The 26730-nt window shown below is 68.2% G+C and carries 27 protein-coding genes and 1 pseudogene; 10 read left to right on the forward strand and 18 right to left on the reverse strand.

Translation table 11 applies throughout. The features are described from left to right. Nucleotides 1-3: 3 nt before the first annotated feature. Complete coding sequence (locus C2R22_RS18265) at nt 4-1122, reverse strand: ABC transporter substrate-binding protein (RefSeq protein ID WP_103427034.1); 1119 nt, start codon at nt 1120-1122, stop codon at nt 4-6. A 132-nt stretch (nt 1123-1254) separates the two neighbouring features. Beyond that, a pseudogene (locus tag C2R22_RS18270) lies at nt 1255-2657 on the reverse strand (FAD-binding oxidoreductase). 102 nt (nt 2658-2759) lie between these two features. Between C2R22_RS18270 and C2R22_RS18275 the strand changes: the two are divergent. From C2R22_RS18275 to C2R22_RS18290, 4 genes are all read left to right on the forward strand, one after another. Continuing rightward, nucleotides 2760-4022 (forward strand): M20/M25/M40 family metallo-hydrolase, encoded by a 1263-nt coding sequence (locus C2R22_RS18275; RefSeq protein WP_103427035.1) that lies wholly within the window; start codon nt 2760-2762, stop codon nt 4020-4022. A 269-nt stretch (nt 4023-4291) separates the two neighbouring features. Then, on the forward strand, nt 4292-6229 hold the full coding sequence (locus tag C2R22_RS18280; protein WP_103427036.1) for an aldehyde ferredoxin oxidoreductase family protein: 1938 nt from the start codon (nt 4292-4294) through the stop codon (nt 6227-6229). Between the two features lie 265 nt (nt 6230-6494). Beyond that, on the forward strand, nt 6495-7262 hold the full coding sequence (locus C2R22_RS18285; protein WP_103427037.1) for a helix-turn-helix domain-containing protein: 768 nt from the start codon (nt 6495-6497) through the stop codon (nt 7260-7262). A gap of 79 nt (nt 7263-7341) precedes the next feature. Next, complete coding sequence (locus C2R22_RS18290; RefSeq protein WP_103427038.1) at nt 7342-8103, forward strand: MBL fold metallo-hydrolase; 762 nt, start codon at nt 7342-7344, stop codon at nt 8101-8103. 163 nt (nt 8104-8266) lie between these two features. Here C2R22_RS18290 and C2R22_RS18295 read toward each other — a convergent pair whose 3' ends face one another. The 7 genes from C2R22_RS18295 to C2R22_RS18325 form a co-directional block, all read right to left on the reverse strand. Then, complete coding sequence (locus C2R22_RS18295) at nt 8267-8731, reverse strand: rhodanese-like domain-containing protein (protein ID WP_173862816.1); 465 nt, start codon at nt 8729-8731, stop codon at nt 8267-8269. Between the two features lie 340 nt (nt 8732-9071). Beyond that, entirely contained in the window at nt 9072-9491 is a 420-nt protein-coding gene (locus C2R22_RS18300) for a DoxX family membrane protein (protein WP_103427039.1), read from the reverse strand. 58 nt (nt 9492-9549) lie between these two features. Then, nucleotides 9550-10497, reverse strand: coding sequence for a phosphorylase family protein (locus C2R22_RS18305; protein ID WP_103427040.1), 948 nt, complete (start codon nt 10495-10497; stop codon nt 9550-9552). A gap of 109 nt (nt 10498-10606) precedes the next feature. Beyond that, nucleotides 10607-12460 carry an asparagine synthase-related protein gene (locus C2R22_RS18310; RefSeq protein ID WP_103427041.1) on the reverse strand — a complete coding sequence of 618 codons (1854 nt, stop codon included), beginning with the start codon at nt 12458-12460 and terminating at the stop codon, nt 10607-10609. Nucleotides 12461-12511: 51 nt separating this feature from the next. Next, nucleotides 12512-12880: an SgcJ/EcaC family oxidoreductase gene (locus C2R22_RS18315; RefSeq protein WP_103427042.1), complete on the reverse strand. Its 369-nt coding sequence runs from the start codon at nt 12878-12880 to the stop codon at nt 12512-12514. Between the two features lie 63 nt (nt 12881-12943). Next, nucleotides 12944-13252: a lycopene cyclase domain-containing protein gene (locus C2R22_RS27185; protein WP_103427043.1), complete on the reverse strand. Its 309-nt coding sequence runs from the start codon at nt 13250-13252 to the stop codon at nt 12944-12946. Beyond that, nucleotides 13249-14115: a UbiA family prenyltransferase gene (locus C2R22_RS18325; RefSeq protein WP_103427044.1), complete on the reverse strand. Its 867-nt coding sequence runs from the start codon at nt 14113-14115 to the stop codon at nt 13249-13251. Before C2R22_RS18325 ends, C2R22_RS27185 begins: the two co-directional genes overlap by 4 nt. 114 nt (nt 14116-14229) lie before the next feature. Between C2R22_RS18325 and C2R22_RS18330 the strand changes: the two genes are divergently transcribed. Beyond that, nucleotides 14230-14637 (forward strand): hypothetical protein, encoded by a 408-nt coding sequence (locus C2R22_RS18330; RefSeq protein ID WP_103427045.1) that lies wholly within the window; start codon nt 14230-14232, stop codon nt 14635-14637. 133 nt (nt 14638-14770) lie between these two features. Here the strand turns inward: C2R22_RS18330 and C2R22_RS18335 are convergent, their stop codons facing one another. Further along, entirely contained in the window at nt 14771-15781 is a 1011-nt protein-coding gene (locus tag C2R22_RS18335; protein ID WP_103427046.1) for a cell division protein FtsA, read from the reverse strand. 225 nt (nt 15782-16006) lie between these two features. Further along, a complete protein-coding gene (locus C2R22_RS18340; RefSeq protein WP_449329045.1) occupies nt 16007-16924 on the reverse strand; it encodes a DUF7139 domain-containing protein in 918 nt (305 codons plus the stop codon). 179 nt (nt 16925-17103) lie between these two features. Here C2R22_RS18340 and C2R22_RS18345 point away from each other — a divergent pair, with 179 nt between their 5' ends. Next, the gene (locus C2R22_RS18345; protein ID WP_103427047.1) at nt 17104-18438 is read left to right on the forward strand and encodes an aryl-sulfate sulfotransferase; all 1335 of its coding nucleotides are present in this window, start codon (nt 17104-17106) and stop codon (nt 18436-18438) included. Between the two features lie 57 nt (nt 18439-18495). Continuing rightward, on the forward strand, nt 18496-19110 hold the full coding sequence (locus C2R22_RS18350; RefSeq protein WP_103427048.1) for an NUDIX hydrolase: 615 nt from the start codon (nt 18496-18498) through the stop codon (nt 19108-19110). Between the two features lie 3 nt (nt 19111-19113). Here C2R22_RS18350 and C2R22_RS18355 read toward each other — a convergent pair whose 3' ends face one another. Together C2R22_RS18355 and C2R22_RS18360 are read right to left on the reverse strand one after the other, a co-directional pair. Further along, a complete protein-coding gene (locus C2R22_RS18355) occupies nt 19114-20370 on the reverse strand; it encodes a hypothetical protein (RefSeq protein ID WP_103427049.1) in 1257 nt (418 codons plus the stop codon). After that, nucleotides 20367-20819: a hypothetical protein gene (locus C2R22_RS18360; RefSeq protein ID WP_103427050.1), complete on the reverse strand. Its 453-nt coding sequence runs from the start codon at nt 20817-20819 to the stop codon at nt 20367-20369. Before C2R22_RS18360 ends, C2R22_RS18355 begins: the two co-directional genes overlap by 4 nt. Before the next feature lie 100 nt (nt 20820-20919). On the opposite strand from C2R22_RS18360, the gene C2R22_RS18365 reads away from it, so the two are divergent. Next, a complete protein-coding gene (locus C2R22_RS18365) occupies nt 20920-21477 on the forward strand; it encodes a hypothetical protein (RefSeq protein ID WP_162562566.1) in 558 nt (185 codons plus the stop codon). Between the two features lie 130 nt (nt 21478-21607). After that, nucleotides 21608-22360, forward strand: coding sequence for a CPBP family intramembrane glutamic endopeptidase (locus C2R22_RS18370; RefSeq protein ID WP_103427052.1), 753 nt, complete (start codon nt 21608-21610; stop codon nt 22358-22360). A gap of 75 nt (nt 22361-22435) precedes the next feature. On the opposite strand, the gene C2R22_RS18375 is transcribed toward C2R22_RS18370, so the two are convergent. From C2R22_RS18375 to C2R22_RS18395, 5 genes are all read right to left on the reverse strand, one after another. Further along, nucleotides 22436-23134, reverse strand: coding sequence for a MinD/ParA family ATP-binding protein (locus C2R22_RS18375; RefSeq protein WP_103427053.1), 699 nt, complete (start codon nt 23132-23134; stop codon nt 22436-22438). Then, nucleotides 23131-24126: a DUF7857 domain-containing protein gene (locus C2R22_RS18380; protein ID WP_103427054.1), complete on the reverse strand. Its 996-nt coding sequence runs from the start codon at nt 24124-24126 to the stop codon at nt 23131-23133. The genes C2R22_RS18375 and C2R22_RS18380 overlap by 4 nt, the downstream gene beginning before the upstream one ends. A 54-nt stretch (nt 24127-24180) precedes the next feature. Then, a complete protein-coding gene (locus tag C2R22_RS18385) occupies nt 24181-25089 on the reverse strand; it encodes a DUF7856 family protein (protein WP_103427055.1) in 909 nt (302 codons plus the stop codon). After that, nucleotides 25086-25424, reverse strand: a complete 339-nt coding sequence (locus C2R22_RS18390) for a DUF7855 family protein (RefSeq protein WP_103427056.1) — start codon at nt 25422-25424, stop codon at nt 25086-25088. The genes C2R22_RS18385 and C2R22_RS18390 overlap by 4 nt, the downstream gene beginning before the upstream one ends. Before the next feature lie 64 nt (nt 25425-25488). Further along, nucleotides 25489-25773 (reverse strand): DUF7854 family protein, encoded by a 285-nt coding sequence (locus C2R22_RS18395; RefSeq protein WP_103427057.1) that lies wholly within the window; start codon nt 25771-25773, stop codon nt 25489-25491. 448 nt (nt 25774-26221) lie between these two features. Here C2R22_RS18395 and C2R22_RS18400 point away from each other — a divergent pair, with 448 nt between their 5' ends. Further along, complete coding sequence (locus tag C2R22_RS18400; RefSeq protein ID WP_103427058.1) at nt 26222-26728, forward strand: (2Fe-2S)-binding protein; 507 nt, start codon at nt 26222-26224, stop codon at nt 26726-26728. The last annotated feature ends 2 nt before the right edge of the window (nt 26729-26730 follow it).

The raw sequence follows: 26730 nt of genomic DNA on the forward strand, positions 1-26730 counted from the left end.
GGCCTAGGCTGCTTTGACCGCCGTCCAGATCTCGTCGTACTTCGAGCGGACGTCGTCCGACAGCGTCTCCGAGAAGACGAGGTTCCAGTCGGAGGGCCACGTCGTGAACTCGCGGTCCTCTTCCGACAGTTCGCTCTGGATGTCGACGCCGGGCTTGTAGCCCATCGTCTCGAACAGTTTGGCGGCGTTGGGCTTCTCCGACGCCCAGTTCGTGAAGAGCAGGCTCGTGATGGGGTTCGGCGCGCCTTTCGGGATGACGAACAGGTCGGAGGTGAACATCGCGCCCTCCTCCGGCGCCGTGTAGTGGACGGGCGCGCCCTCGCTGAACCGCGCCGTGTAGGTCCGCCCCATCGTGAGCGGTCCGGCGACGACGTCCTCGTTGATGAACAGTTGCATCCCCTGCTCGTAGTCGCCCCAGTACGTTCTCAAGAGGGGTTTCTGCTGGGTGAGCACCTCCTGAATCTCGTCGTAGTCCGAGGGCTCGATGGGGTCCTGCCCGGTGTACATCGCCGCGATCTGACACGAGACGGTGGCGTTGTCCCACATCACGATCTGTCCTTCGAGCGATTCGTCCCAGAGGACGCCCCACGACTCGGGCGCGGAGTCGAAGTGGTCCGTGTTGTACGTCAGGGGGTAGAGCACGAGGCTCTCGGGGACGGCGTACGTGCTGCCGTCCTCTTGGTAGGAGGACGCCTGCTTGATGTTCTCCGTGACGTTCTCCCAGGCGGGCATGATGTCGACCGGGAGTTCGTGGAGGAAGTCGTTCTCGATGGAGCGCTCGACCCAGTTCGTGGTCGCGGCGATGTTGTCGATTTCGGTGTTGCCGGCCTGGAGCTGCGAGTACCACTGGTTGGGCGAGGAGTAGCCGCTGTTGGACACCTCGACGTCGTACTCGTTACCGAACTCCTCCATGGCCCACTCGGCCCAGTCGTCGTACCAGTTCCAGAGGTTGAGGCTGGAGGAGAAGTCCTCCGGCGGCCACTCGGTGATGTCCATCGGCACCCTGTCGCCACCACCGCCGCCGCCGGTGCCGCCGAGACAACCGGCGACAGTGCCGGCTGCGAGGGCGGCACCCGTGGTTTTCAGTATCTCTCTGCGGCCAAACGAGTCCGTGCGGGACATAGCGCCGGCTTTAGACTCCTGGTATTTAGTGGTACCTGTTAGACCGACCCAGGGGAGCCGATTTCGCCCGTACCCACGGGGGATTCGGTACAAAAGTGTACATTAGTGTAAAAATATCGACTATATCTCTCATCACGTGTCATCGCGGTCCGAACCCGGCAGGACCTTTCCGGGATTCAGCAGCCCATCGGGGTCCAGTGCGCGCTTGACCGCCCACATCGCGCGGACGCCGCGCTCGCCGTGTTCGTCGGTCATGAACTTCCGCTTGCCGCGCCCGATGCCGTGTTCCCCGGTGGCGGTCCCGCCCATTCGGATGGCCTCGCGGACGATAGTCTCGTAGGTGTCGGCGGCGCGCGCCCACGCTTCGTCGTCCTCGCGGTCGGCGAAGACGTCGAAGTGGATGTTCCCGTCGCCGGCGTGGCCGAAACAGGGGATGGGGATGTCGCGCTCTCTCGACAGCGAGTGGATGCGCTCGATGAGCCCCGGATACTTCGAGATGGGGACGGCCACGTCGCCGGCGACGATGGAGTCGAGGTCCGGGTAGTACGCCCGCGTCGCGTCGGCGAGTTCCCGCCGCGCCGCCCAGAGGTCGGCCTGGGCGGACTCGTCGCCGAACTCGACCGAGAGGGGACCGTGCCTGTCGAGGACCGCGCGGCAGAAGTCGATCTCCTCGTCGACGCCGTGGTTCGCGTGAAATTCGAGGAACGCCATCGGCTTCTCGGGCAGGTCGCCGTCGACGTAGGCGTTGGCCATCGTCGCCGCCAAGGAGTCGATGAGTTCGAGCGCGGCGACGTCGACGCCGGAGCGGACGATGTCGGAGGCGGCGGCCGCGGCCGTCTCGAAGGAGTCGAAGACGACCCGCCCCGCGCGGCGCTGTGCGGGCAGGCCCGCGAGCTTCAGCGTGGCGCGCGTCACCACCGCGAGCGTCCCCTCGCTCCCGATGACGAGGTCACGGAGGTTGTACCCCGAGGAGGTCTTCGCCGCTTTCGTCCCCAGTTCGACGACCGACCCGTCGGCGAGGACGGCCTCTAACTCGAGCACCCAGTCGCCCACCTTCCCGTACTTCACCGTCTGCTTCCCCGAGGCGTTCGTCGCGATCATCCCGCCGATTGTAGCGATGTCCCCGGAGGTCGGGAGCGGGGGAAGAAGAGCCCGTGGCGTTCGAGCGCCTCGTTCACGTCGGCACCGAAGACGCCCGGTTCGACGTCGACCTGGAGGTCGTCGGGACGGACGTCGAGGACGGAGTCCATCCGCGTCATGTCGAGGCTGATTCCTCCCCGAACGGGAACGGCGTTCCCCTCGATACCCGTCGCGGCCGCGAAGGGAGTGACGGGAACGCCGTGTTCGCTCGCCGTCTCCAAGAGGGCGGAGACGTCTTCGGTGCTCTCGGGCCAGACGACGACGTCCGGTTCGACCGCCGCTTCAGGTGGGGTCCCCCAGTCGCGGGAGTGGTGGTCGCGGTCGCTCTCCGTCGTCGAAAACTGGTCGTCTCGCAGGGGGAGGTCGGCGAGGAGGTCGGGTGTGGGCGTCGACATCTGTCTGTCGGAGGTTGTGAACGTGTCACAAAAGCGTATGGGTGTGCGGGTCGCCGCAGGGAGGGCACAAGTCATTTGTACCCTTTCGACGGACCACGACCGATGCAGTTCCGCGCCTTCGACGACGACCTCCGCCGGTTCACCGAGGAGTTCCTCCGCTTCGAGACGACCGACAGAAACGAGAAGCCAGCCCAAGAGTGGCTCGAGTCCCGGTTCGAGGAACTGGGCTTCGAGACCTTCCGCTGGGAGGCCGACGCCGACCGCCTCGCCGAACACCCGTCGTTTCCCGACGCGTCCGAACTCGTGACCGCCGAGCGGCCGAGCGTCGCCGGCGTCCTCGAGTTCGGCGACCCCGACGCGGGGCCGACGCTCGTCCTCAACGGCCACGCCGACGTCGTCCCCGCCGACGAGGGGGTGTGGACCTCGGAGCCGTTCGAGCCGACCTGGGACGAGGAGGGGGAGGAACTCACCGCCCGCGGCGTGGTCGACATGAAGACCGCGGTGGGGGTCTGTGCGTTCGCCGCGCTGACCGCCCACGAGACGTTCGGCGACGGCGTGGACGGACGGGTCGTCGTCGAGTGCGTCGCCGGCGAGGAGGAGGGGGGCATCGGGGCGGCCGCGGCCGCGCTCGACAACCCCTATCCGTTCGAGCGCGACGCGGCCATCGTGGCCGAACCGACGGACCTCTCGCCGGTGGTCGCCACGGAGGGCTGTCTGATGAAGCGGCTCGAACTGACCGGCCGGTCCGCACACGCCGCTCGCCGGTGGGAGGGCGTCGACGTGCTCGACAAGTTCGAGACGATTCGACACCGCTTCCTCGACCTCGAATCGGAGCGGGGCGAGCGGGTCACCCATCCCCTCTACGCCGACTTCGACAACCCCTGGCCGCTCACCATCGGTGTCGTCGAGGCGGGGTCGTGGGCCTCGACCGTCGCGGCCTCGCTCACCGCGGAGTGTCGCTTCGGCGTCGCGCCCGGCGAGTCGGTGGACGACGCCGAGGCGGAGTACGAACGAGCGCTGCAGGAAGTCGTCGACGACGACCCGTGGCTCTCCGAACACCCCCCGACGTTCGACCGCTTCACCATCCAGTTCGAGCCCGCGGAGACCGACGTCGACGAACCGGTCGTCGAGGCGGTGCAGGCCGCGATGAGAGCGCACGGCCGCACCGAGACCGACCCGCTGGGCGAGACGTACGGCGCGGACAACCGCCACTACGTCGCCGCCGGCATCCCCACCGTGGTCTTCGGACCGGGGAGGATAGAGCAAGCACACTTCCCCGACGAGACGCTCGTCTGGGAGGACGCGCTCGTCGCCGGCGAGGTGCTCGTCGACGCCGTGGAGGCGTTCCTCTCGGGCGACGCGTGAGGGCGCGGGACGGCGAAGACGCGACGAACGGCGACGAGAGTGATTCTTACTAGCACCTTCGACCCGAAACGAGGGTGGTCGCGGACGGCACGGCGCCGAAACGGTCCCACGATTTCCGCGGACGGTCAGTCAGTCTCTCGACACGTGTAAACCATCCTATACGTCTGAACGGCGGCGAACCGGAACTGCGGGGGTGAAACCTAATCCGGTTACGTTGGCGTGAGAACATCTAATCAGACAGCGACCCAATATAATCCCGAGTATTAACTATGACAGAACTAGGTGGATTCCAAGACCGCGTGGCACGCGTCGACCTCTCGTCCGGCGAGGTGGCGTACGAGAGCGTCGACGACGAGGACGCGAAGAAGTACATCGGCGCCCGCGGACTGGGCGTGAAGTACGTGTTCGACCAGGGGCCCGACGTGGACCCGATGAGCGAGGAGAACCTCCTCGCGTTCATGAACGGCCCGCTCACGGGGACACAGGTGACGATGAGCGGCCGCATCGCCGTCTGTACCAAATCCCCGCTGACGGGCACCGTGACCGACTCTCACCACGGCGGGTGGTCGGGGGCCCGACTCAAGTGGGCGGGCTTCGACGGCCTCCTCTTCGAGGGGAAGTCCGAAGAGCCGGTCTACGCCGTCGTCGAAGACGGCGAGGTCGAACTCAGGGACGCGAGCCACCTGTGGGGTAAGGGCGTCCACGAGACGAAGGAAGTCGTCGAGGAGGAGATGGACGGCTCGTACGGGAAGAACCTCTCCATCATGGCCATCGGTCAGGGTGGCGAGAACCTCGTCCGCTACGCGTGTATCGTCAACGAGGACGACCGGGCGTCAGGGAGGGGCGGCACCGGCTGCGTGATGGGCTCGAAGAACCTGAAGGCCGTCGTCGTCAAGTCCGGGACGAAGATGCCCAAACCCAAGGACTCCGAGACGTTCAAGAAGGGGTACCAGCAGGCGATGGAGGTCATCCGCGAGTCGGACGTCACCGCCCCCAACGAGGGCGGTCTCTCCCTCTACGGGACGAACGTCCTGATGAACATCACCGAGGAGATGGACGGCCTCCCGACGCGCAACGGGAAGTACACCTCGACGCACTCGTACCGGGACGCCGACGAGAGCGTCGACATCGACGCCGAGCGCATCTCCGGCGAGAACGTCCGCGAGAACATTCTGGTGGATGAACCGACGTGTCACTCCTGCCCGGTCGCCTGCAAGAAGGAAGTCGAGGTGAGCGTGATGCACAAGGGCGAGGAGATGAACGTCCGCACGGAGTCGTACGAGTACGAGTCCGCCTTCGCGCTCGGTCCGAACTCCGGACACACCGACCGCGACCGCATCGCGCTCATGATCCAGCGCTGTAACGACGTCGGCGTCGACACCATCGAAGTCGGCAACATGATGGCGATGGGCATGGAGATGAGCGAGGAAGGGAAACTCGACGACCTCGGCGAGACGCTCGACTGGGGCGACGCCGAGGAGATGGTCGACCTCATCGACCGCATCGCCACCCGCGAGGGGCCGCTCGGCGACCTGCTCGCCGACGGCGCGCGACTCGTCGCCGAGGAGATGGACGCCCAGTCGAACCGCCTCGACGTCAAGGGCCAGACCATCCCGGCGTACGACCCCCGCTGCATGAAGGGGATGGGCATCGCCTACGCCACCTCGAACAGAGGCGCCTGCCACCTCCGCGGCTACACGCCCGCGGCGGAGATTCTCGGCATCCCGGAGAAGGTCGACCCCTACGCGTGGGAGGGCAAGGGCGAACTCACCGCGACGTTCCAGGACCTCCACGCCATCTCGGACTCGTTCGACATCTGCAAGTTCAACGCGTTCGCGGAGGGCGTCGAGGAGTACGTCCTCCAGTACAACGGCATGACCGGCCTCGACGTCACCGAAGACGACCTCATGCAAGCGGGAGAACGCATCTACACCCTCGAACGCTACTACAACAACCTCGCCGGCTTCGAGGGCGCGGACGACTCGCTCCCCGGACGGTTCGTCGAGGGCGACGAGGCGGTGCCCGGTCAGGGCGCTTCCGAGGGCGAACTCTGCGAACTCGACGAGATGAAAGAGGAGTACTACGCCCACCGCGGCTGGGTCGACGGCGTGGTGCCCGACGAGAGACTCGACGACCTCGGCATCGACGTGGGTCCCGGCACCGGCGTCTCCACCGGCAGCGGTGCCGGCACGCCCGCCGACGACTGAGCAGGCTCAACCGACTCGACTCACTGCATTTTTTCGACTGTCACCGCCCAGCCGTGGCTCTGCGACGGTGCCCCCTTCGGATGGTCGTCGACCGACAGGACTGGTCCGATGAATACAGAGGATGTATCAGCAGACCGACGTCTTTTGCTTCGTACTGGGCGAGTTGAACGAACCGATTAGAAGAGCGTGCTAATCGATCGGAAGCGTGTTTCAGGAGTAGGAGCCAGTCCGAGTGATTATACGCAGCGAGCGAAACTATCCCACAATGCGCGAGGTCGTTTTCACCGTCGAGTACGAGCGAGGGACCGACCCATTGATGGATGCTTTCATCGAGTATCCCGATTTGTACGCGCGATCGATGCAGGTGCAAGCGACCAGCGAGGCAGTGTGGGGCGTCGAGAAGATCGTCGGCCCACCGTCCGTCCTCGACGAGTACGACAGGCGTCTCAAACAGGCTGCCCGGGATTCGAGTTTGGTCGGGACCTGCGGCACACCGGTTACCGAGTACCAGTACGAGATTCTCTCGTCGAACCCGGAGTCACGGAAGATCTACTCGCTCCAGCGAGAAGGCGACGGCCCACGGTCGATCCCAATTGCCGCCGCGAACCACCTCGGTGAAGGAGTGATAATGCGGTCGGAACGCCACGACGACCAGTTCCGCTGGCACCTCCTCACCGACAGCTTGCTCGGAGCCTTACACGACGACATTCGAGCGAATCTCCGCGACGGGCTTTCGCTGACGGTTGAACGACTCGGCGAACCTCCCTGCCTGCTCGAAGACGGACGGACACAGCACGACCTTACGGCGGAGCAGAAGGCAGCACTGGAAGCCGCACTCACCCACGGCTACTACGAAGAACCCCGAGAGGCCTCGGTTAGCGAGATCGCCGAAGAAATCGGCGTGCCGAGGTCCACGCTTCAGTACCGACTGAACCGGGCTGAGGCGTGGCTTGCCGAACAGTTCGCCGCCGATTCGATGACCGTCAACACCGACACGTCCCTCGACCTCGGAGACGTCGAATTTATCCAGTAGTTGCCACCGTACTCGAATCGATGGAGTTGGAATATTTCAAAAGAAGTCGTAACCGATCAACTCCCCAAGCAAGGGGTGTATGACAAGCGACTCTGAGATTAGCGTACAACTCGTACGAAACGCGACGGTGCTTGCGACGGTCGATGACACCACGTTCCTCGTTGATCCACTGTTCACGCCGCAGGGCGAGATGCCGACGGTGACGGACAGCCCGGGGGTGCCTGAGTTCCTTACGACGGCGAATCAGAAGCGAAATCCGTTGGTGTCGCTGCCGGACGTCGATTTCGACTACGACGCCGTGATCGTCACGCACCGCCACCCCGATCACTGGGACGAGGCAGCCAGAGAGAAACTCGACGCGGACGTGCCGCTGTTCTGCCAACCTGAGGAAGCAGACGCGTTCAGTGACGAAGGATTCTCCGACGTGCGACCCGTTGAGGATAAGACATCGTTCGACGGAGTGACGATTCACCGGACGCCGGGCCAGCACGGCCACGGCGAACTCGCCGAGGGAATGGCCCCAGTCTCCGGGTTCGTCTTCGAGGGCGAGAAAACGCTGTACATCGCCGGGGACACTATCTGGTACGACCCGGTGGAAGCAACGCTCGACCGGTTCGAGCCTGATATGGTCGTTCTCAACGGTGGGGCGGCACAGTTCGACCAGGGCGAACCAATCACGATGGGCGTCAAGGACATCACGGCTGTCCGAGAGACCACGGATGCGACCGTGGCGGTCGTCCATATGGAGGCCATCAATCACTGTCTGCTCTCCCGTGAGGAACTGCGAACGGAGACGGAGGGCGTCCTCGTCCCCGAGGACGGCGATCAGATCTCTCTGTAACAGTATTTCCACAGAACACTAACTGTACCGAACGATAGGTAGACCACCTGTACTGAGTGATTTGGTTTAATGATCGCAGGGCTTCAAGCCTCTGACCGAGACGCGCCCTGTATTCGGCACGACTTCAAAAACGATCAGAGATCGAGGAGTTCGCCGAGAGACGCTACTTGTAGTCGCGCTGCGGCACGTCTTCGACCTCGCCGCCCTGCTCCTGCCAGGCGGTGAAGCCGCCCTCCAGGTGGGCGACGTCGCCGTAGCCCATCTCCCGGAGGACCTTCGCGACCAGCGCCGACCGGCCGGCCTCGTTGCAGTAGGCGACGTACCGCTTCGAGGGGTGGAAGAAGGGTTTGTAGTACTCCGTCGAGGGGTCGGCCCACCACTCGACCATCCCTCGCGGGGTGTGTTTCGCGCCCGGGATTCCCCCTTCGATCCACGCCTCGCGGATGTCGCGGACGTCGAGGACGACGAGGTTTTCGTCCCCGTCTCCCTGCGCGGCCAACTCCGCCCGGAGTTCCTCGACCGTCACCGTCTCGATATCCGCGTCCGCCTCGGCGGCCATGTCCCACGCCTTCCGGTCGACCGCGAAGTCCGCCGCGGCGTCTCCGTCGTTCGTCTCTCCGTCGCTCATACGAGAGCGAGCGGGCGCGACCGCTATAACGGTGTGGGCTACGGTGGCATCGGGGAGACAACGTGTCGTTATCGATCCAGTCGCGGCGAGTCCGAACACGACCGCACGTCACACGGGCGCGGTGAGGAGCCTCGTGCCTCCCCACCCGGTCGCTCGTGGACGGAGCCACGAGCGAACCCTCGCGCGAGTCGCTCACGTTCGTTCGTCTGCGGGACTGGCGAGACCTGCGGTCTCGCTGCGCCACGCTCGGGTCCCTCGCGAGACCGACCCGTGAGTCGCCCGCATGGCCAGCGGGACGCGACGCGTCCCGCCCGGCTCCCGCGCGCCGACCGCAACAGTATCACCCCTCCGCCCGACCCGCCGCGCGAAGCGTGACGCTCGCCGCGAGCGCAGCGAGGCCGACGTCGCGTATCAAGACGTCGACGAACGCCCCGTTCGTGAGCAGGGCGGCGACGGCGAGGTAGACGACGGTCACGGAGAGGGAGACGGTTACGAACGCGGCCGCGAAGGTGGTGTAGCGGTCCGAGATGAGCGCGAGCGCGAACGGGGGTTCGAGCACGCCGTTGACGAGCATGAACTCGACCGGTGAGACGAGGACGAGGCGGTCGAACGGCGGAACGAGATACACCGCCCACGCCTCGGGTGCGAGCAGTTTGTGGACGCCCGCGAGGAGGATGACGACGCCGAGGCCGACCCGAGAGAGCGGGTCGACGAGGTGGTCGGCGCGAGCGAGGCGACGGACGGCAGTCTCGCGGTCCATGGTGAGGGTTGGAGTGCGGAGAGAAAAACGGCGGGGCGCGGTGGAGCAGGGTGGAGAGTCACTCCGCCGAAACGGCCGCCTCGATGGCGTGGGGGACGTCCACGTCGGCGTCGACGCCGGCGTCGGCGAGGAGCGCGTCGACGACGGTGACACCGACTCGGAAGGCGTTCTCGGCGGCCAGTGCGAGGCCGACTTCGTCGGACGCGAGGCTCTCGAAGGCATCCCGGCCGGGTGCGGGCCGGTCGAAGTTCGAGGCGGCGCGGACGCTGAGGTAGCGGTCGAGGTGACCGAACCGTTCCAGGGCGAGCGCCGTCGCGAACCCCTCCATCTCGGTCGTGCGGTACGGCGAGATGCCGAACTCCGCACAGGCGCGGTCGGCCCACGCGGCGTTCTCGGCGCCGTGCCAGAACTCCGAGCCGCTGACGGAGCTCCCGACCGCGACGAACGGGTCGCCGCGGGCGACCACGTCCGGGTAGTCCGCGCGGAGGCGGGCCGCCGCGGCCGAGTCGGCGAGCGGGACGCGGGCGGCCACCGCCCGCGCCGTCTCGACCAGCGTCGGGTCGAACCGCTTGCAGAGTTCGTTGCGCTCCTTGAACGGGAACGTCGACAGTACCGTCCCCTCCCCGGTGTCCAGACGGTACTTCTGGTCCCAGTCGACGACGGCGTCCGCGAGGAACACCGCGCCGATGGTGCTGCGGGACGGCGGCGCCCCGGCGACCCCGACGGTCAGGAAGACCGTCTCGGAGCAGTCGAGGGTCGGGCAGGCGAGCAACGCCGCGACGCTCGTCGCGGCCTCGACGTGGCCGACCCCGGTCACACAGAGCGCGACGTCGGTCGCGGTGTCGTACCGGAGCGGCTCGCGGAGCCCTCTCACGTCGATGGGGGTGTCGAACGCGAACGTCCGTTCCCACCACGTCGTCTCGTCGACCGCCGGACCGGGCCGGCGGAACGCGGCGAAGACGACGACCCGTGGGCGACGGACCGGCGAGGGATCACGGCCTGCCATACACTCACTTGGGTGCGACAATCAGATAGTTACGAACGTCCGAACCGCCCGTGTGCCGACCCGTACGGGGTGGTAGGCGAGGCCTACCGTCGGTCTCCCGGTCGTCTCGTCACCCGTTCGAACCGCCGGACGCGGCCGCGACGTCGCGAGCGACGGGCGTGTGGAGCAGCGTCAACAGCGTGAACAGTTCCTGTGCGTGGTCCTCGCCCGCGAGGTGCGCGTCGAAGCACGCCTCCGCGCCGGAACGGGAGAGTTCGGGGACGCGTTCGAGCAGGTCGGCCCGTTCGTCGAGCGCCTCCCGAAAGTACGGTCGGTGACGGAGCACCGCCGCGGACGGTTCCCACGGGCCGTGCCCAAGGTCGGGCCGGGGCGACCCGTCCGCGCCGGTCACCTTCCGTCCGAGCGCGACGAGCGGTTCCGCGACGGCTGACCGGGGGAAGTCGTACGCGGGCGGGACGCCGCGTTCGGCGTGAGGGATGGCGGCGAGGGCGGGGTCCAGGGCGTGGACCGCGCGGTCGACGACGTTGTGGCGGACGTGGGTTCGGAGGGGCATCGACAGCGAGAGGTCGACGAGCCGCGAGTCGAACAGGGGGTTCCGGTGGGGGAGGTGCTGGCGGAGGCTGCGGAAGACGAACGACCCGCCCATGTTGGTCTGTGGGTGGACGTGGCTCCAGACGAACAGTTCGACCGGGGACGGGTACGAGACGCCGTGGTGGAACACCTCCTCGCCACGCCAGTAAATCTCGTCGCGGAGCAGCGCGCGACCCGATTTCGGGGCCGACAGGTACGACGGCGGGTCGCGCGCCCACAGGTCGACGTAGTCGTCGACGGACGAACTCGCCCCCGCGAGCGGGAGCGAGACGCGACCGACCGGGAGGTCGAGGTGTCGGCGCGGGAGCCCCCAGCCCTTGAACAGGATGTCGGCGTACGTGGCGTCGACGACGACGTCGACCTCCTCTCTCACGCGGTCCATGAACACCTCGGCGTACGCCTGGTCGAACCGCCCCGAGAAGTTCGACAGTCCCGGGTTCCGCTGCATCGACCGCTTCAGGTACTCCCGGTCGCGGTCGAGAAGCGCGAAGTCGACGTCGGCGGTCAGCGCCACCCGCTCGGCCGTGCGCGCCTCCCGGCTCATCCAGTTCGCGAGGTGGTAGGCGGTCGTCCGGTCTCTCGCCGCCTCGTCGAGCCCCGCGAGGACGAGCCGCGAGTCGCTCCCGCCGCTGAGGAAGACGCCGAGGTCGCCGTCGTCGGGGAGTCGGTCCGCGAGCGCCGCACGGAACCGCCGCTCGAACTCCCGGACGAAGAACCCTCGGTCGCGGTCGACGGGTCGGTGTCTGGGTCGCCAGTACGGATGGGAATCGACCCCTGTCTCGGGGTCGTAGGCCGTGACCGCGGCCGGCGGCGCTCTCGACACGCCCTTCAGGGGCGTTCGGACCCCCATCGCGCGGGTGTAGACGCAGAACGCCTGGAGGGCGTTGGCGTCGAACCTCGGCGTCAGCCCGGGATACAACGCGAGCGCCTGCAGCGAGGAGGAGACGACGAGTGCGCCGTCACACACCGTGTAGTAGACGTCGTACGTGCCCAGTCGGTCCGTGAGAAGGGAGAGCGTCTCGTCGCTGCGGTCGTACGCGAGCGCGCAGAACTCACCGTTCAGGTCCGCGAGCGCCGCCGGTCCCTCGACGGCGTACCGCTCGGCGACGAACGCGGCGCTCGACTCGTGGTCCGGTCGGGGGTGGTAGGCGCGTCCCTCGTCCGCGCCGTAGACGGTCCCCCAGAGCCACACGAGGAGGTCGCCGTCGCGGACGCGGACCGGGCCACCCGGGTCGTCCGGTCGGCGGGCGTCGACGAGGTCCAGGCTGTCGGACTCGTAGCGGTCGACGCGTTCGTCGCCGGTCCACAGGAGGCGGTCTCGCGTCGTCTCGGCGGCGTGTCCGTCGCCGACGACGGCGCAGAAGTCGACCATCGCTCGTTCGTCCAGTGCTGAGCACAAGAACGTGACGGCGTCGGTGTGCGATTAGCCCTTCGCGTGCCACCACTCGCGGAACTCGACGCAGTCGCCCGCGACGAACCGGGCGGAGAGGACGCCGTCGAGGTCGACGGTCGTCGCGTCGCGGACGAACCGGGCCCGGAACCGTGCGATGCCCGTCGCCCGGTTGATGCTCTCGACGGTCGCGCGGACGTCCGTCGCCTCCTGGGCGGCGGTCGTCTCCGTCCAGTACGCCCGGATGGCGTCGCGCCCGGCGAGCGGCTCGGTGAACGGCGTCTCGTGGTAGGTCGCGTCGGGGGCGAACAGCGCCGCGGCCGCGTCCGCGTCGCCGGTCTCCCACGCGGTCGCGTACTCGTCGAGCCAGGCACGGAACGTCCCGTGGTCGAGAGGAACCATGATGGCAGTACACCGACCAGACACAAAAGCCTCTACCCGGGTCGCTCTCCACGGGAGCCCGAGTCACTCGTCCTCGACGCGCCGGAGCGACTCGTGCGTGCCGACGACCATCGCCGGGACGACGAGCATGAAGACGTGCTCTTCGACGGGGATACCCAGGAACTCGACGCCCGTCCGGAGCGGGATGGCGAACACACCGACTTCGAGGGTGTACCAGTCCCAGAGGTACGCGAAGGGGTAGAGAACGAGCGTCGTCCGGGCCGCCGCGCGGAAGGCGTCGGCGTACCACAGCAGACAGAGCGCGACACAGCCCCAGAGAAGCTCCGTCGCCAGATACGTGTACGGGCCGAGGACGCCGATGTCGGGGATCATCTGAACCCCACGAGCGGGCGGAACCAGACCGCGACCACGAGCACCGCGAGGAACAGGTACGACCCCCGGACGAGCAGCATCGTCGCGAGGCGGTCGTCGTCGCCGGCGCGACGGGCGACCCACGCGACGGCACCGAACGCGACCACCGCGCCGACGGACGAGGGCGGGAAGACGCCGACGAGGGCGAAGCCGACCACGCCCGCGAGGCCGACGAGCATCAGTCCGTACGCGACCTGCCGTGCCCGGGTGCGGCCGAGGACGACGGCGACGGTCCGCTTCCCGATGGAGCGGTCGTACGCGTAGTCGGTCGCGTCGTCGACCACCTTGATGCCGGCGAGGATGACGACGAAGACGGCGGCGAACGCCACGACGGTGACCGAGAGCGACCGTACCTGAACGTAGTGGCCGCCGAGCAGCGCGAAGCCGATGCCGACCGGATAGCCGAGGGTCGCCGTCACGGGATGTGTGTCCAGTTGGGGCGCGTGGAGGTAGCCCACGAGCCACCCCGGGAGACAGAGCACGACGGCGACGAGGTCGACGGCGAGGCCGATGACGGCGGTGCCGACGGCGAACCCGAGCGTCGAGAGGGCGAGCGCGGAGCGACAGCCGCGTTCGGTGAGCGGGTGGTCGTCGTCCTCCGCTCGAACGTAGAAGTCGACGTAGCCGTCCTTCACGTGCGCCGTGTACAGCGCGCAGAAGACGACTGACAGGTGAACGAACGCGAGTCCGTCGACCCCCTCACGGGTGAGCACCGCGCCGAACGCGCTCGCGGCCAGCGGGGGGAGCATGAACACCGGATGGACCTGCGAGGCGAAGGCCCGCAGGACCGCGTTCGGTCCGGAGCCGTGTCGTGCGAGAGACATATCCGTGATAAGAATACGCATGTCATAGTCGTTTGCCACGCCGGCGACGACCCGTCTGGAGAGCGACCGCCGACGGGCGGCAGTTTATATGTGTCCGCGTGGCGAACGGCCCGTATGGACTGCCCCGAGTGTGGAGCGCCGCTCGCAACGTACCGCCTCGGCGACCGCGAGGCACCCGTCTGCGAGCGGTGTGGACACGTCGGCATCGAGGCGGAACACCGCGGCGCACGGGCACGCGTCGAGTCGTGGAGCGAGGCGCTCAGGCGCTTCTACGGGACGGAGACGACCGACGAGGACCTGACCGTTCCCGTGCGTGCGGCCGACTGGGGCGACTCCACACCCCGTCGGCGCGTCGAGACGTGGACCGAGGCGCTCGAACGGTTCTACGGCGGCGGGGACGGAGCGGAAGCGAACGGCGGCACCGGGGAGACGGACGCGGAACGGGAGGCGCCGACACCGGTGACGTTCGACGGAACGCCCGCGGTGCGCCGTGCGGAGTCGGGGTCGGGAGCGTCCGAGTGAGCGCCGCCGCTCCGGCCTGAAGCGTCGAAAGAATCGAGGAAGTGAGTCGAGGGGCTGATACGGCCCGTTGTCGGTCGTTCGGCTGTCGCCATCCCGAGGCGGCGACGACCGGAACACAGGACAACCGACCGTCTCAGTCTTCGCTCGGGGCGGCCGCCGTCTGCTGTTCCTCCTCGGAACGGGCGGCGACGAGTGAACCGCGCGCGACGCTGTAGAGCGGCTCCTCGGGCGTCCGAACGTCGCTGATGGAGAACGGGATGGGCGCGTCGCGGAGGTGGTCCTCGAAGAGTTTCTCGAACCCGTCCGGCGAGGACGTGCCGCCGGTGACGACCACGGGAACGTCGAGGCCTTCCTCGACGTCCTCCTCGTCGACCTCCCGCGAGATGTTCTTGATGACGTAGTCGAGGAGGTTCTCGTAGTAGATGGCGAGCGCGCCCTCGACGCCGCCGACGTCGGTCGTGAAGTCGAGTTCGAAGCCGTCCTCCTTGATGGAGGTGACCTTGTCGACCGGCGTTCCGGTGGCGTGGGCGGTCTGTTCGTCGATCCAATCACCGCCGCGGGCGATGGAGAACTTCATCACCGGAACGGCGTAGTACGCGAGGCAGACGTTCGTCATGCCCGCACCGAACGAGACGCCGAGGCCGGTGAAGTTGTGATCGGCGAGTTCCGAGTAGATGACCGCCATCCCCTCGTTGATCGGTTCGGGGTCGTATCCGATGTCGCCGAGCATCGATTCGAGCGTCTTCTCGTGGTACAGCGTGTTGAGCTTCGAGTCGATGGGGTCCGCGGGCGACGAGAAGAACAGGCGCTCGCCGTCGTAGGCGGGTTCGCCGACCACCTGTTCGGTGATGAGCTTGATCATCGGAATCGCCGATGACTCGTCCGACGAGAGGATGCCCTGGCTCATCGGGCGCCGCGTCTCGCGGTTGAAGATGTTCGCGAAGTTCAGCGCGTCGTCGCCGACGACGTACACCTGGTCGCCCTTGCGGATGTGGAGTACGTCACTCCGCGAGAGCATCTGGTCCGCCATGTCGCTGTACTCGATCTCCACGAAGGAGTTGCGCTGCTGAACGAACACCGTCTCCGCCTCTTCCTGCTGGCCGGAGATGATGTTCATCGTGCCGACGTCAAGGCCCTTTGCCATAGTTCGACACGTTCAAGGATCGTGATAAATGATTCCCCCTGGATATCACCTGTGAAAACGTCTGACGGCATCGCCCTCATAAATCACGTATAAAACCTATTTAAAAGCGCGTTCTCGAAACACGGGTACAGAAGGGGTGTCGAGATGTCGAGCGTTCGCCGGGCGAGAAGTCGTATTCAGAATCGAGAGCTCGAAGAGGTGACGGACCGCGTTCGACCGAGAGAGTCAGGAGAAGATGTTCCGCAGTCGGTCGACGACGCCCTCGCCGTCGGTCGCAATCTCCTCGGCAGCCTGCTTCTCACGGAGCGCGCGGAGCGCGGCCGTCTGGTCGTCGGTCGTCTGGGTGCTGCGTTCCTCCTTCGTCTCGCCGCCACGGAGCCCCTTCATCGCGTTGACCGCGTCGTCGACGTTCCTCCCCGAACTGCGGACGGTCTTCGCCTCGACCTCCGCGACGTTCGAACTGTCGATGTCGTCGAAGGCGTCGGTGTTCAGCTTCAGTCGCTTCGTCTTCATCTTGTCGACGCCGCCCCACGACAGTTCGGAGTCGGCCATCGCCTCGTCGATGTCGCGCCGGACCTGTTCGTCCGTGACGGTCTCGGCCACGCTCTCACCGCCGGACTCGACGACCTCGCGCTCGACGATGCGTTCCGTCTTCGAGGCTCGGTGGACGTGGTGGCCGACCAGCGCGGCGCCCGTCGCGCCGATGACGACGACGATGCCGAGCGCGTAGACGGCGACGACCTGTCCGCTCCGGTCGGAGCCGACGACGTTCCAGGCGTACGGGTACGAGGCCGAGAAGAGGCCGACGCCGACGAGACAGACCGCGGTGCCGGCCGCCGCGGCGTAGAGCGCCTTGCGGTCGACCGGGAGGAGTACGGTCACACCGAGCAACAGCGCCGGCAACCCGACGGCGCCGGCGGCACCGGCGAGTTCGCGCAGCGTGTACCGGAAGAGGTCGTCCGGCGGCACCGTCGCGCTCGCGAGAAAGACCACGATCCCGATGAGCGCCAGGGCGATGCCACCGAAGAACAGTCCGAACCCCCGTAGACGGTTCGTTCGGCCTCCGGCGGCCCGACGTACCGTCGGTACAACCCGAGGAGGAGGTTTTCGTCGGCCTGGTTCGCGTCCATGGGCCCGGTACAGACTCCTCCCACAATACTGTTAGCCTTCGACTATCATAGCTCGTAATGGGAACGAGAACACGAAGGCTGCGTTCGAGACTAGAGAATCACGGATGGTACGGCGCGTCAGTTCCGAGCGGAGCAACCCCTCGCGTGGGATGAGAAGGCTTACAACTCGATACACAGAGGGCGTGATACGAGATGACCCGCTCGACCCGAACGGCCAACCTCCTCCTTCTCGCGGCCTGCGTCGTCCTCGTCGTCCCACTGGGCGCGAGCGCCGTGACGGCCCCGACCATCGGGGCCACCGACACCGCCTCGGAAAGCGACGGCCCGTCGCGGACGCTCGTCGGCTCACAGGGCGGCGGCCCCGGCCTCCACGAGGACGGCAGCGTCTACTTGCTCTCGGGATCAGAGATAGTGTGGCGGGAGGGGTCGGCCGACTCGTACTTCGACGTGACGTACGTCTCCGAGGAGCGCGTCCTCGCGGGGTTCATGCACTCGGGCTACACCGACTGCGGCCCCTACGAGTCGCCGTGTACCCACACCGGCTACCGCGTCATCGACCCCTCGGGTGCCGAACCGACGGTCGAATCGGAGTACTCCTTCCCCGTCCGAACGAGGGTGAACAGCGAGGTTCACGACGTCGAGCCGCTCCCCTCGGGCGAACTCGTCATGAGCGACATGGAGCACGAGCGGATATTCACCGTCAACGAGGCCGGCGAGGAGACGTGGGAGTGGCGCGCGAGCGGCTTCTACGACGCGCCCGACGACCCCACCCGGCGCGACTGGCTCCACATCAACGACGTCGATTACCTGGGAGACGACCGGTTTCTGGTATCGGTCCGCAACGCGAACCAACTCGTCGTCGTCGAGCGCGGCGCTGGCGTGGTGGAAGTAATCAACGAGGACAGAGAGCGAAGTGACGACGACGACTGCACCCAGTTCGACCAGCTTCAGGACACCGACGGCGACGACGACGTCCGCTGTGGCGACCCCGACCTCTTAGACCACCAGCACAACCCGCAGTGGCTCGGCGAGGGCGCCGTCCTCGTCGCGGACTCGGAGAACAACCGGATCGTCGAACTTCACCGTACCGAGTCGGGCGAGTGGGAGGAGGCGTGGGTCCTCCGACAGGCCGAGGGCGTGACGTTCTCGTGGCCGCGCGACGCCGACCGCCTCCCCAACGGCAACACGCTCGTCACCGACTCCGCGAACCAGCGGATCGTCGAGGTGAACGAGTCGGGCGAGACGGTGTGGAGCTACCGGACGCCGCTCATCCCCTACGAGGCCGAGCGCCTCCCCGAGGGCGAGACCGTCGGTGCCCGGCTGTACGGGACTCCCGGCGACACCTCCACGGAGGGCGAGATACCGGTGCTCACCTCCCTCCTCCAGATCATCCGGACGAGCGTCCCCATCCCGTTCTGGATCTCCGAACTCCACGTCGCGACGACGCTCCTCGCCCTCCTCCTCGGTCTGGCCGGCGGCGGCGTTCACCTGCGGACGTGGGCCGCGGGTCGATGGAGTCGGGGCTGACGCTCCCACGCGACCCCGGATGAACACGCCTTTGCCGACGCCTTCCCCCCACCGAGTATGGACCGCGAGAGCAAGGACGGCGGGACGGGGACGCCCGACACTGACGGCCTCGCGTGGGAGCTTCTGGACTCGGCCATCGACTACTCCTGTCCGGGCTTCGACGTTCGCCGCGACGACGTCCGCCTCCCTGACGGCACCGAGACGGACTACCACTACGTCGACGAACCGCCCGCGGTGGTCGTCCTCCCGTTCGTCGCAGGGAGAGAAAAAGAGCGCGAGGAGGGTGAGGAACTCGTCGTCATCGAGGAGTGGCGGCAGGCGGTCGGACGGGTGAGTCGTGGCCTCCCCGCCGGAACCACGGAACCGGACGACGACGACCTCGCCGACGCGGCCCGCCGCGAACTGACCGAAGAGACCGGGTACGAGGCCGGCACGGTCGAACCGCTCCTCAGTTCCGAGCCGATAAACGGCGTCGCCAACGCCGTCCACCACTACTTCGTCGCCCGCGACTGCACGCCGACGGGCGAGCAAGAGCTCGATTTCAACGAGAGCATCCGCGTCTCGACGGCACCCTACGACGACCTCCTCGCGCAGGCGCTCGACGGGAGTGTTAGAGACGGCCGGACGCTGCTGGGCGTGTTCGCGTACGAACTCCACGGTCGCGGCGAGTGACGGTCACGGCAGACGACGGCGCGCTCGACGCGCGGCCAGCGTCAACGCTGCGACCGCGGCGACCGCCGAAAGGGCGCCGAACCCAGGCGTCGTGACCGGTGTCGTGGCCGGACTCTTCGACCCGTCCGCAGTCACGGTCGGCGGACGCGCGTCGGTGAGCGGTCGGGGACTCGCCCCGGGAGTCGATGGTGTCGACGCTGGGGTTCCCGACTCCCCGGCGGGGGAGCGTTCGGGAGGCGTCGTGGTCGACGCGGGTGTTGACGTCGTCCGCGTGGGTGTGACCGCCGTCGGCGTGGGTGTCGTCGTCTCGTTCGCGGGGGTCGTCACGGTCGGGACGCCGACAGCCGGTGGGGCCGCCGTCGTGGGCGGCTTCGACGGCTCCTCCCGCGACTCGTCCGAGTCTCGCTCTCGCGGGTCCAGCACGCAGGAGAGGTTGTCCGAGACGCGGAGGACGCGTCGGCCGTACTCGTCGATGACGACGTCGTCGCCGTCGTCGACCTCGCAGGCGTCGTCGGTGTCGGTGTCGGTCCCGTCGACGACGTGAACGGACGTGCCGGGAGTCGCCGCGGTGCCGACGAGGTCGACGGTCACGGCGTCGGTGTGGTTCGCCCGGTCGAACACCAGCGTCGCGTGCGCGATACCCGGCGATTCGGGGGCGAACGCGACGGTGGCGCGGCGTGACGCTCCCGGCGCGATTCGTGTCGGACGAGTGGCTCCCGACGGCTGTGACGTCTCCTTCGACGCGGCCGACCCGGACGCTCGCTTCGACGCCGTCGCGGTCGACGTGGGCGTGGGCTGTGGCGTCGCTGTCGCGGTCTGCTCCGGCGTCGACGACCCGAGGCCGCCGTCGACGACCGAGAACTGACTCGCGTTCGGCCCGCGGACGGTCACGTTCGCGAGGGGGAACGCCTCGGTGCCGGTGTTGCGGACCGTGACGTTCAGGGTCGTCTCGTTCCCGACGGTCGACGACAGCGCGTCCGCCGACCGGGCGGTCACGAGTCGCGGTTCGGTCGCACCGAGCGCGACGACGGTCACCGCGTCGTCGGGCGAGAGCGTCACGGCGAGACGGCCGTCGGGTCGCGTCGTCGGGAGTTCGGACCAGTTCCCGTCGTACCGCCAGACCGAGAGCGTCTCGTTCGGCGTCCCCGGTGGCGCTCTGGCGGGGAGTTCGACGGTCACAGTCGCGTTCGTACCCGCGTTCGAGACGACGAGCGCCGGACCGACGCGCGTGTGGTCCGTCGGCGGCCGCGGGACGTTCACGGCCCCGTCGAGCGTGACGTTCCGTCCGGTGAAGTCGACGGGCCCCTTTCGGGAGAAGGAGACGTTCGACGCCGCGACGCGCGTTCCCTCGTCGAAGACGAGTTTTCCCCCGCGACGTTCCGGAGCCGGACGGTCCCGACGTCGTGGAACGCGCCGCCGGTCGACGCGGACAGTCGCGCGTCCTCGACCGTGGCCGTCGAGAGGTTCTCGGCCACGACGCTGTGGGCCGTCGCACCGACCGTGGCGTTCTCGACGCGGAGCGTGCTCGCGTCGGCGACGACGATACCGGTCTGCCACTGCGAGAGCGCGAGGTCGGAGACGGCGAGCGACTCGACCGAGTCGTTCGTCGCCTCGACGCCGGTTCCGACGCTCACCCACGACCCCGAGAGCCGCCGCCCGTCGCCGTCGACGGTGACCGCAGGCGCACGGACCTCGACTCCGGGCGCCACGACGCCGGTTCGGTTCTCCCGGAAGGTGAGGACCCCGTTCTCGGTGACGACGTCGTCGGGTGCGGTCGGTGTGGGCGTGGCCGTAGCCGGAGACGTGCGTGTGGGTGTTGCGGTCGGTTTCGACGGTAGCGTCTCGGTCGAGGGCGACGTGGTGGGCGTCGACGACGTGGTGAGCGTCGGCGTCTCGGTCGAGGGTGTCGTCGCTGACGTCGGTAATGCAGTCGGTGTGGGCGATACGGTCGGCGTCAGCGTCGGTGTCGCCGTCGAGGTGGGCGTCGAGGACGGGGTCGGGGCTGAAGTCGGGGACGGAGTCGCAGTCGACGACGGGGATTCAGTCCGCGTCGGCATCGACGTTGCGGTCGCGGTCGGTGTCGACGAGCGAGTCGGCGTCGCTGTCGCGGTCCGGGTCGTCGTCGCTGTCGCGTTGTTCGCCCCGCTGACACCCCCGACTCCGACCCCGAAGCTCCCGAGAACGACCAGCACGCACGCGAGGACGGCGAACGTCGGCGTCCGGGTCATCCACCGACCCTCCCGCGACCCGAAACCGTGCGAGACCGGTCGCTCCGCTTGCCGCGTGCGGCGGGCCGGCCGGGGCCGTCGAGCCGAGCGAGAAGGCGGTGACTGCGGAGGAGAGAGCGGGGCTCAGGCGCGCACGTGACTCGCTGGCGGGGCATCCAGTGGTTCGTTCGTCCCATTCGATGTCGACAGTATGACTGTTTCGCACTCGGTCGGGGGCGGAGTGGTTCGGCGACCAGTCGTGTTTTGTTCACAGAGCCCGGACGGGAGGTATGTCCGTCTCCCTCGGTGAGGCGTCGTCCCCGTTGCGTTCCGTCGCCGTTGCGGTGGCCGTCGCTATCGTCGGAATCGTCGCCGGGACCGCGCTGGTGTTCGGCTCTATCACGGCAGTGCGGGCCAGCGGCGTCCGGATCACGCCGCTCGGGTTCATCGTCGCCTCGCTCGTCCTCCTGCAGGGCGTCGCCTTCGGCGGAGTCGCCCTCGGCTATCTCCGGTATCGCGGCCTCACGGCCGACTACCTCGGCGTTCGGGTCCCCTCCCTGCCCGAGGTCGGCGCGGTCGTCGTCGGCTACGTCACCGCCATCGGCGTCGCCATCACCGGCGCCATCGTCGTCACCGCCGCGGGTATCCAGGCCGGGTCGAACCAGGCCGCCGAACTCGGCGCGGAGAACCCCGAGGTGCTCTTGCTCCTCATCCCCGCCTCGCTTCTCATCATCGGTCCGGGCGAGGAACTCCTGTTCAGAGGGGTGGTCCAGAACCGCCTGCGGGAGACGTTCGACGCCGTCCCGGGCATCGTCATCGCCAGCGCCATCTTCGCCGCCATCCACTTCGTCGCGCTCTCGGGCGGTGCCGGCGCCCGCCTCGTCTCCATCGTCGTCCTCTTCTTCCCGAGCCTGGTGTTCGGCGCCGTCTACGAGTACTCGAAGAACCTCGTCGTGCCGGCGCTGGTCCACGGCATCTACAACGCGACGCTGTTTACCCTGCTGTACGTCGCCATCCAGTTCGGCGGGTCCCAGCCGATGTGAGACGAGACGGAGGGAACCGGCAGGGAACCGACGACGCTCCAGTTGTCGTTTCACGCACCGTCTGACCCGTTCGGTTCAGTGGCGCGCCGCGTCGACCGTATCGGCGAGTCGCGAGAGCCGACCGGTCGCGGGGTCTGCGTCGTCTGCGCCGAGCGGACGGCCCGTCTCCAGCGAGCGCGCGAGCGCCGCGTCCGTCGGGAGGCACGTGACCGGCGCGCCGAGGAGTCGCTCGAACGTCTCGATGGTCCGCTTGGGGACGTCGTCGGCACGGTTGAGCACCACGCCGACGAGGCCACAGTCGAGTTCGCGCGCGAGTTCGCGCGTCCGGACCACGTCGGCCACCGCGAACGGGTCGGGAGTGGAGACGAGGAGACAGGCGTCGGCGACGGCGAGCGGGACGCCGGCGTCGGAGCGCATGCCCGCGGGGCAGTCGACGACGACGTCGCCGTACTCCCGCTCGACCGCCCGGACGGTGTCGGCGAGACGCCGCAGGTCGGCCGCCCGCGCGCCGGCGAGCGAGCGACCGCACGGGAGAACCGACACGACGCCGTGGCGGACCGCTTCGAGCGGGCACGCGCGGCCGGCGAGGACGTCGTGGAGGTCCGGACCGCGTCCGACGGGGAGGTTCGCCATACTCAGGTCGGCGTCGACGACGACGGCTCGGTGCGCCGACGACGCCGAAGACGAACCCGAGTCGGTGAGTGCGGCGCCGAGGTTGTAGGCGACGGTCGACTTGCCCACGCCGCCTTTGCCGCCCGCGACGGCGAGAATCACCGCGGCCCCTCCAGGTCGGGAACGTCCGCTCCGTCGACGCGGCCCGCGAGTTCGCTCGCGCGGGCCGCGACGCGAGCGAGCGCGGCCGCGTCGGCTTCGAGCGTCGTCCCGAGTACCTCGACGCCGGCACGGCCACCGAGCGACGCGATGACGGGCGTCGCCTCCTCGACGTCGCCTGCGAGTCGGTCGGCGGCGGCGAGTCGCGCCTCCACGGCGCGGAACCACGCCGCGACGGTCACGGGGACGGCCTCCGACGACGGACCAGCGGTCGGAGGGACGAGGCCACACTCCTCCCCGCCCGTGTCGAACGTCGTTTCCGCGACAGCGTGGCCGCCGTCGTCGTCCGCTGGCTCGGTCGCGTGGTCGTCGTCCTCGCCCACCGATTCGGTCGACTGGTCGTCCTCGGGTGCTGGCTCGGCCGGAGGTGTCGACGCGGATTCACGGGGTGACCCGGGGGCGAGAGCGGGGTCGGAACCGGTGGATACGTCGGGCGAGACGACGCATCGAGGCGGGGCGTGGTCGCCGAGCGACCGGAGCGCCCGAGCCATCGGCGTCTCGTCGGTCGTCGCGTCGTCCGGCCCGTCGTGTATCTCGACCGGCGGGGTCTTCGGCGGCGCGTGACACGCGTAACCGACCGACACTCGCTCCTCGCCGGGAACGCGCCGCGTCATCCCGTCCTCGTCCCAGCCCGCCTCGACGACGCCGCGACGCCGCGGCGGGAGGGCCGGTCCGTCGAGACGGTTTTCGAGGCGGACCGTTCGGGGAGCGGCGTGCGTGTTCGTCACGTGGACCGTCACGAGCGTCGCGTCGTCCGTGCGTGTGAACTCCCACTCGGCCACGAGCGGACCGGCCCGGGTCGAACCGGACGCGTGCGCACAGTCGTCTTCGCTGTCGACAGCGCGGTCGTGGTCGTGGTCGTAGTCGTTCCGGCGGATTGGGTGGGTCGGGCGGGCACGTTCTCGTGGGTGCCCCGAGTCCGACGGATGCGTCATACGCCGTCTGGCCGCCTCCCGGTATATGAATCAGTGGACGCTCGCGGCGAGTGCTCACGTCCGGATGACGGGGACGTCGAGGCGGGTGGCGGCCTCCCCGGGCGACCCGAAGCGGTCGACCGACAGGACGAGCGGCGCGTCGACGCGGGCGACGTGGGCCACGGCGAGCGCAGCGGTCGTCGGGTCCCCCTCGTACGAGGCCGGGTCGCGTCCGACCTCGACGTCGCCGGGAATCGACCCGAGCGCATCGGCGAACGCGTCGAACGCTTCTGAGACGAGTTCGTGGCGGGCCCGACGCCGGAGGTTGTCGACGCGGTCTGTGAGACGGAGGCGTCGCTGTCTCCGGTCGCGTGCGGACCGCGCGACGCGCTCGACCTGTCGAAGCCGCTGTTCGGCGGCGATGCGCTCGGTCTCGACCTCGGTGAGCGATCCGACCGCGTCAGCGAGTTCCGTCTCGACCGCCGTCGTGTCGGCGCCGACCTCCCTGAGCGCCTCCAACCGCCCCCGAAGGGTCGCGACGCGCTCGTCGAGTCGGCGCTCTCTGGTGCCGGCGTCGGCGACACGGCGCTTCGCCGACGACAGGTCGACCGAGTCGGGACCGGCGAGGTCGGCGAGGTCAGTGCGGGCGCGTTCCAGGGAGCGGACCGAAGGCGGAACGTGGCCGTTCGAGCGCGCAGCGGCGACGAGCGCGTCGTAGAGGTCGAACGAGGGCGGTGGCGGAATCCGGGTCACGTGCGCGTGGACCGGGCGGGCAGGCTCACAGTCGACCTGCACCCGCGGTCGTCGACGGACGGACGCTCCCGGCGTCGCCGCCGCCTCGACCGCAGTCGCGACCGCCTCGGGCGAGAGGTCGGCGCCGCGGAGGTCGAGCGCGCGGCCGCGGAACGAGACACCATCGATCGAGACGACGACTTCCCCCGGTCGGCGGCGCGGTGCGGGAATCCGCGTCGGGACGAAGCTCACAGGTGGCGCCCGCGGAGCGTCGACGGCGACGGGTGGTCGGTGTCGCGGACGAACGCGTGGTACGGCGTGCTCGGCGAGTCGCGATCCTCGTACGCTCGGGCGGCCGCGCGCACCTCGTCGGGCACGTCGGCGAACTCGTTCAGCGGGCGGGTCAGTTCGACGTGGACGTCCGCGCCGTGTTTCTCGACGAGTCGGAGCGCGAGGAACGCGCCGTGGTGGGTGTCGTCGAGGAGCGCCGCACGACCGAACCGACGGACGACGGTCTCGTCGTGAGTACGACACACGTTGCGGAGCGACGTCCGGGCCGCGCGCGAGTAGGTCACCACGAGCAGCACAGCACGCCGAATGTGGGGAGCGGGTCAAAACGTTCGGGGTGTGAGTATCACGACGGATAACGGTTCAGCCGAGGCGGTCGACGGTGACGTGGAGGTCGTCGTCCGCGTCGAGTAAGTCCCTGACGCGCGCCTCAGCCTCCTCGGGGGACGTGGCGACGACGACCAGCCCCTCCGCCCGCTCGTCGCCGTCGGCGCGGTACGCGGCCAGTTCGTCCTCACCCTCGAAGTCGGTCGCGTAGGTGCGCAGGACGTTCACCACCTGTCGCTCCGTCGTGGCGAGGTCGACCTCGCCGCGCTCGAACGTCCGGAGCGCGTCCTCGATGTTGCGAAGCGCGGAGATGCGGTCCATGCGCCGTACGTCGGCGGGCGCCCACTAAAGCGCTCAGCTTCGAGACCACGTCTCGTCCACGAGCGGGGCGCGACGGACGCACACGAGAGTGCACGAGCGGGCACGTTCGCCGAGGTCGATAACCGAATTAGATTACATACGTGCGGGAAAGAGTTATTATGTAACAATTAATTATTGCTCGTGGAGGGAGAGCACGATGACCACGAGACGGCCTGGCACGGTGTCGGCGGTGGCGTGACGATGCGCGTAGCCGGGACGGTCGACGCCGACGACTCCCCTCTTCGCCGTCAGTTCCTCGGCAGTGCGACCGACCCGAGACAGTCGTCGTCGACGCGTCTCGGGAGCGAGGCGGTCGTCGCCGTCGAGCGCCAGTCACGGACGGATCGCACCGGGGGACACGCGGCCGGGACGGAGACCACGAACGCGGTACACGACGGAACCCGCTCGAATGACACACGACATCACACTCACGGTAAACGGCACCGAACACGAACTGAGCGTCGAACCGCGGACGCTTCTCATCCACGCGCTGCGCGACGAGATGGGGTACACGGGACCGAACGTCGGCTGTGAGAGCAGCATGTGCGGTGCCTGTACGGTCCACCTCGACGGCGACGCGGTCAAGTCCTGTACGCTCTTGGCGGTGCAAGTCGACGGCGCGGAGGTCACGACCGTCGAAGGGCTGGCCGACGACGGGGAGTTTCACCCCATCCAGCAGGGCTTTCAGGAGGAACACGGCCTGCAGTGCGGCTACTGCACGCCCGGGATGATGATGACGTCACTCCAGTTGCTGGAAGAGAACCCCGACCCCTCCGAAGCGGAGATTCGCGAGGCCCTCGAAGGCAACCTCTGTCGGTGTACGGGCTATCAGAACATCGTCCGCGCCGTCGAGAACGCGGCCGAGACGATGCGCTCGCAGAAGCAGGAACTCGCCGCGGACGGGGGAGGTGACTGACG

Source organism: Salinigranum rubrum (genome assembly GCF_002906575.1).
Classification (GTDB): domain Archaea; phylum Halobacteriota; class Halobacteria; order Halobacteriales; family Haloferacaceae; genus Salinigranum; species Salinigranum rubrum.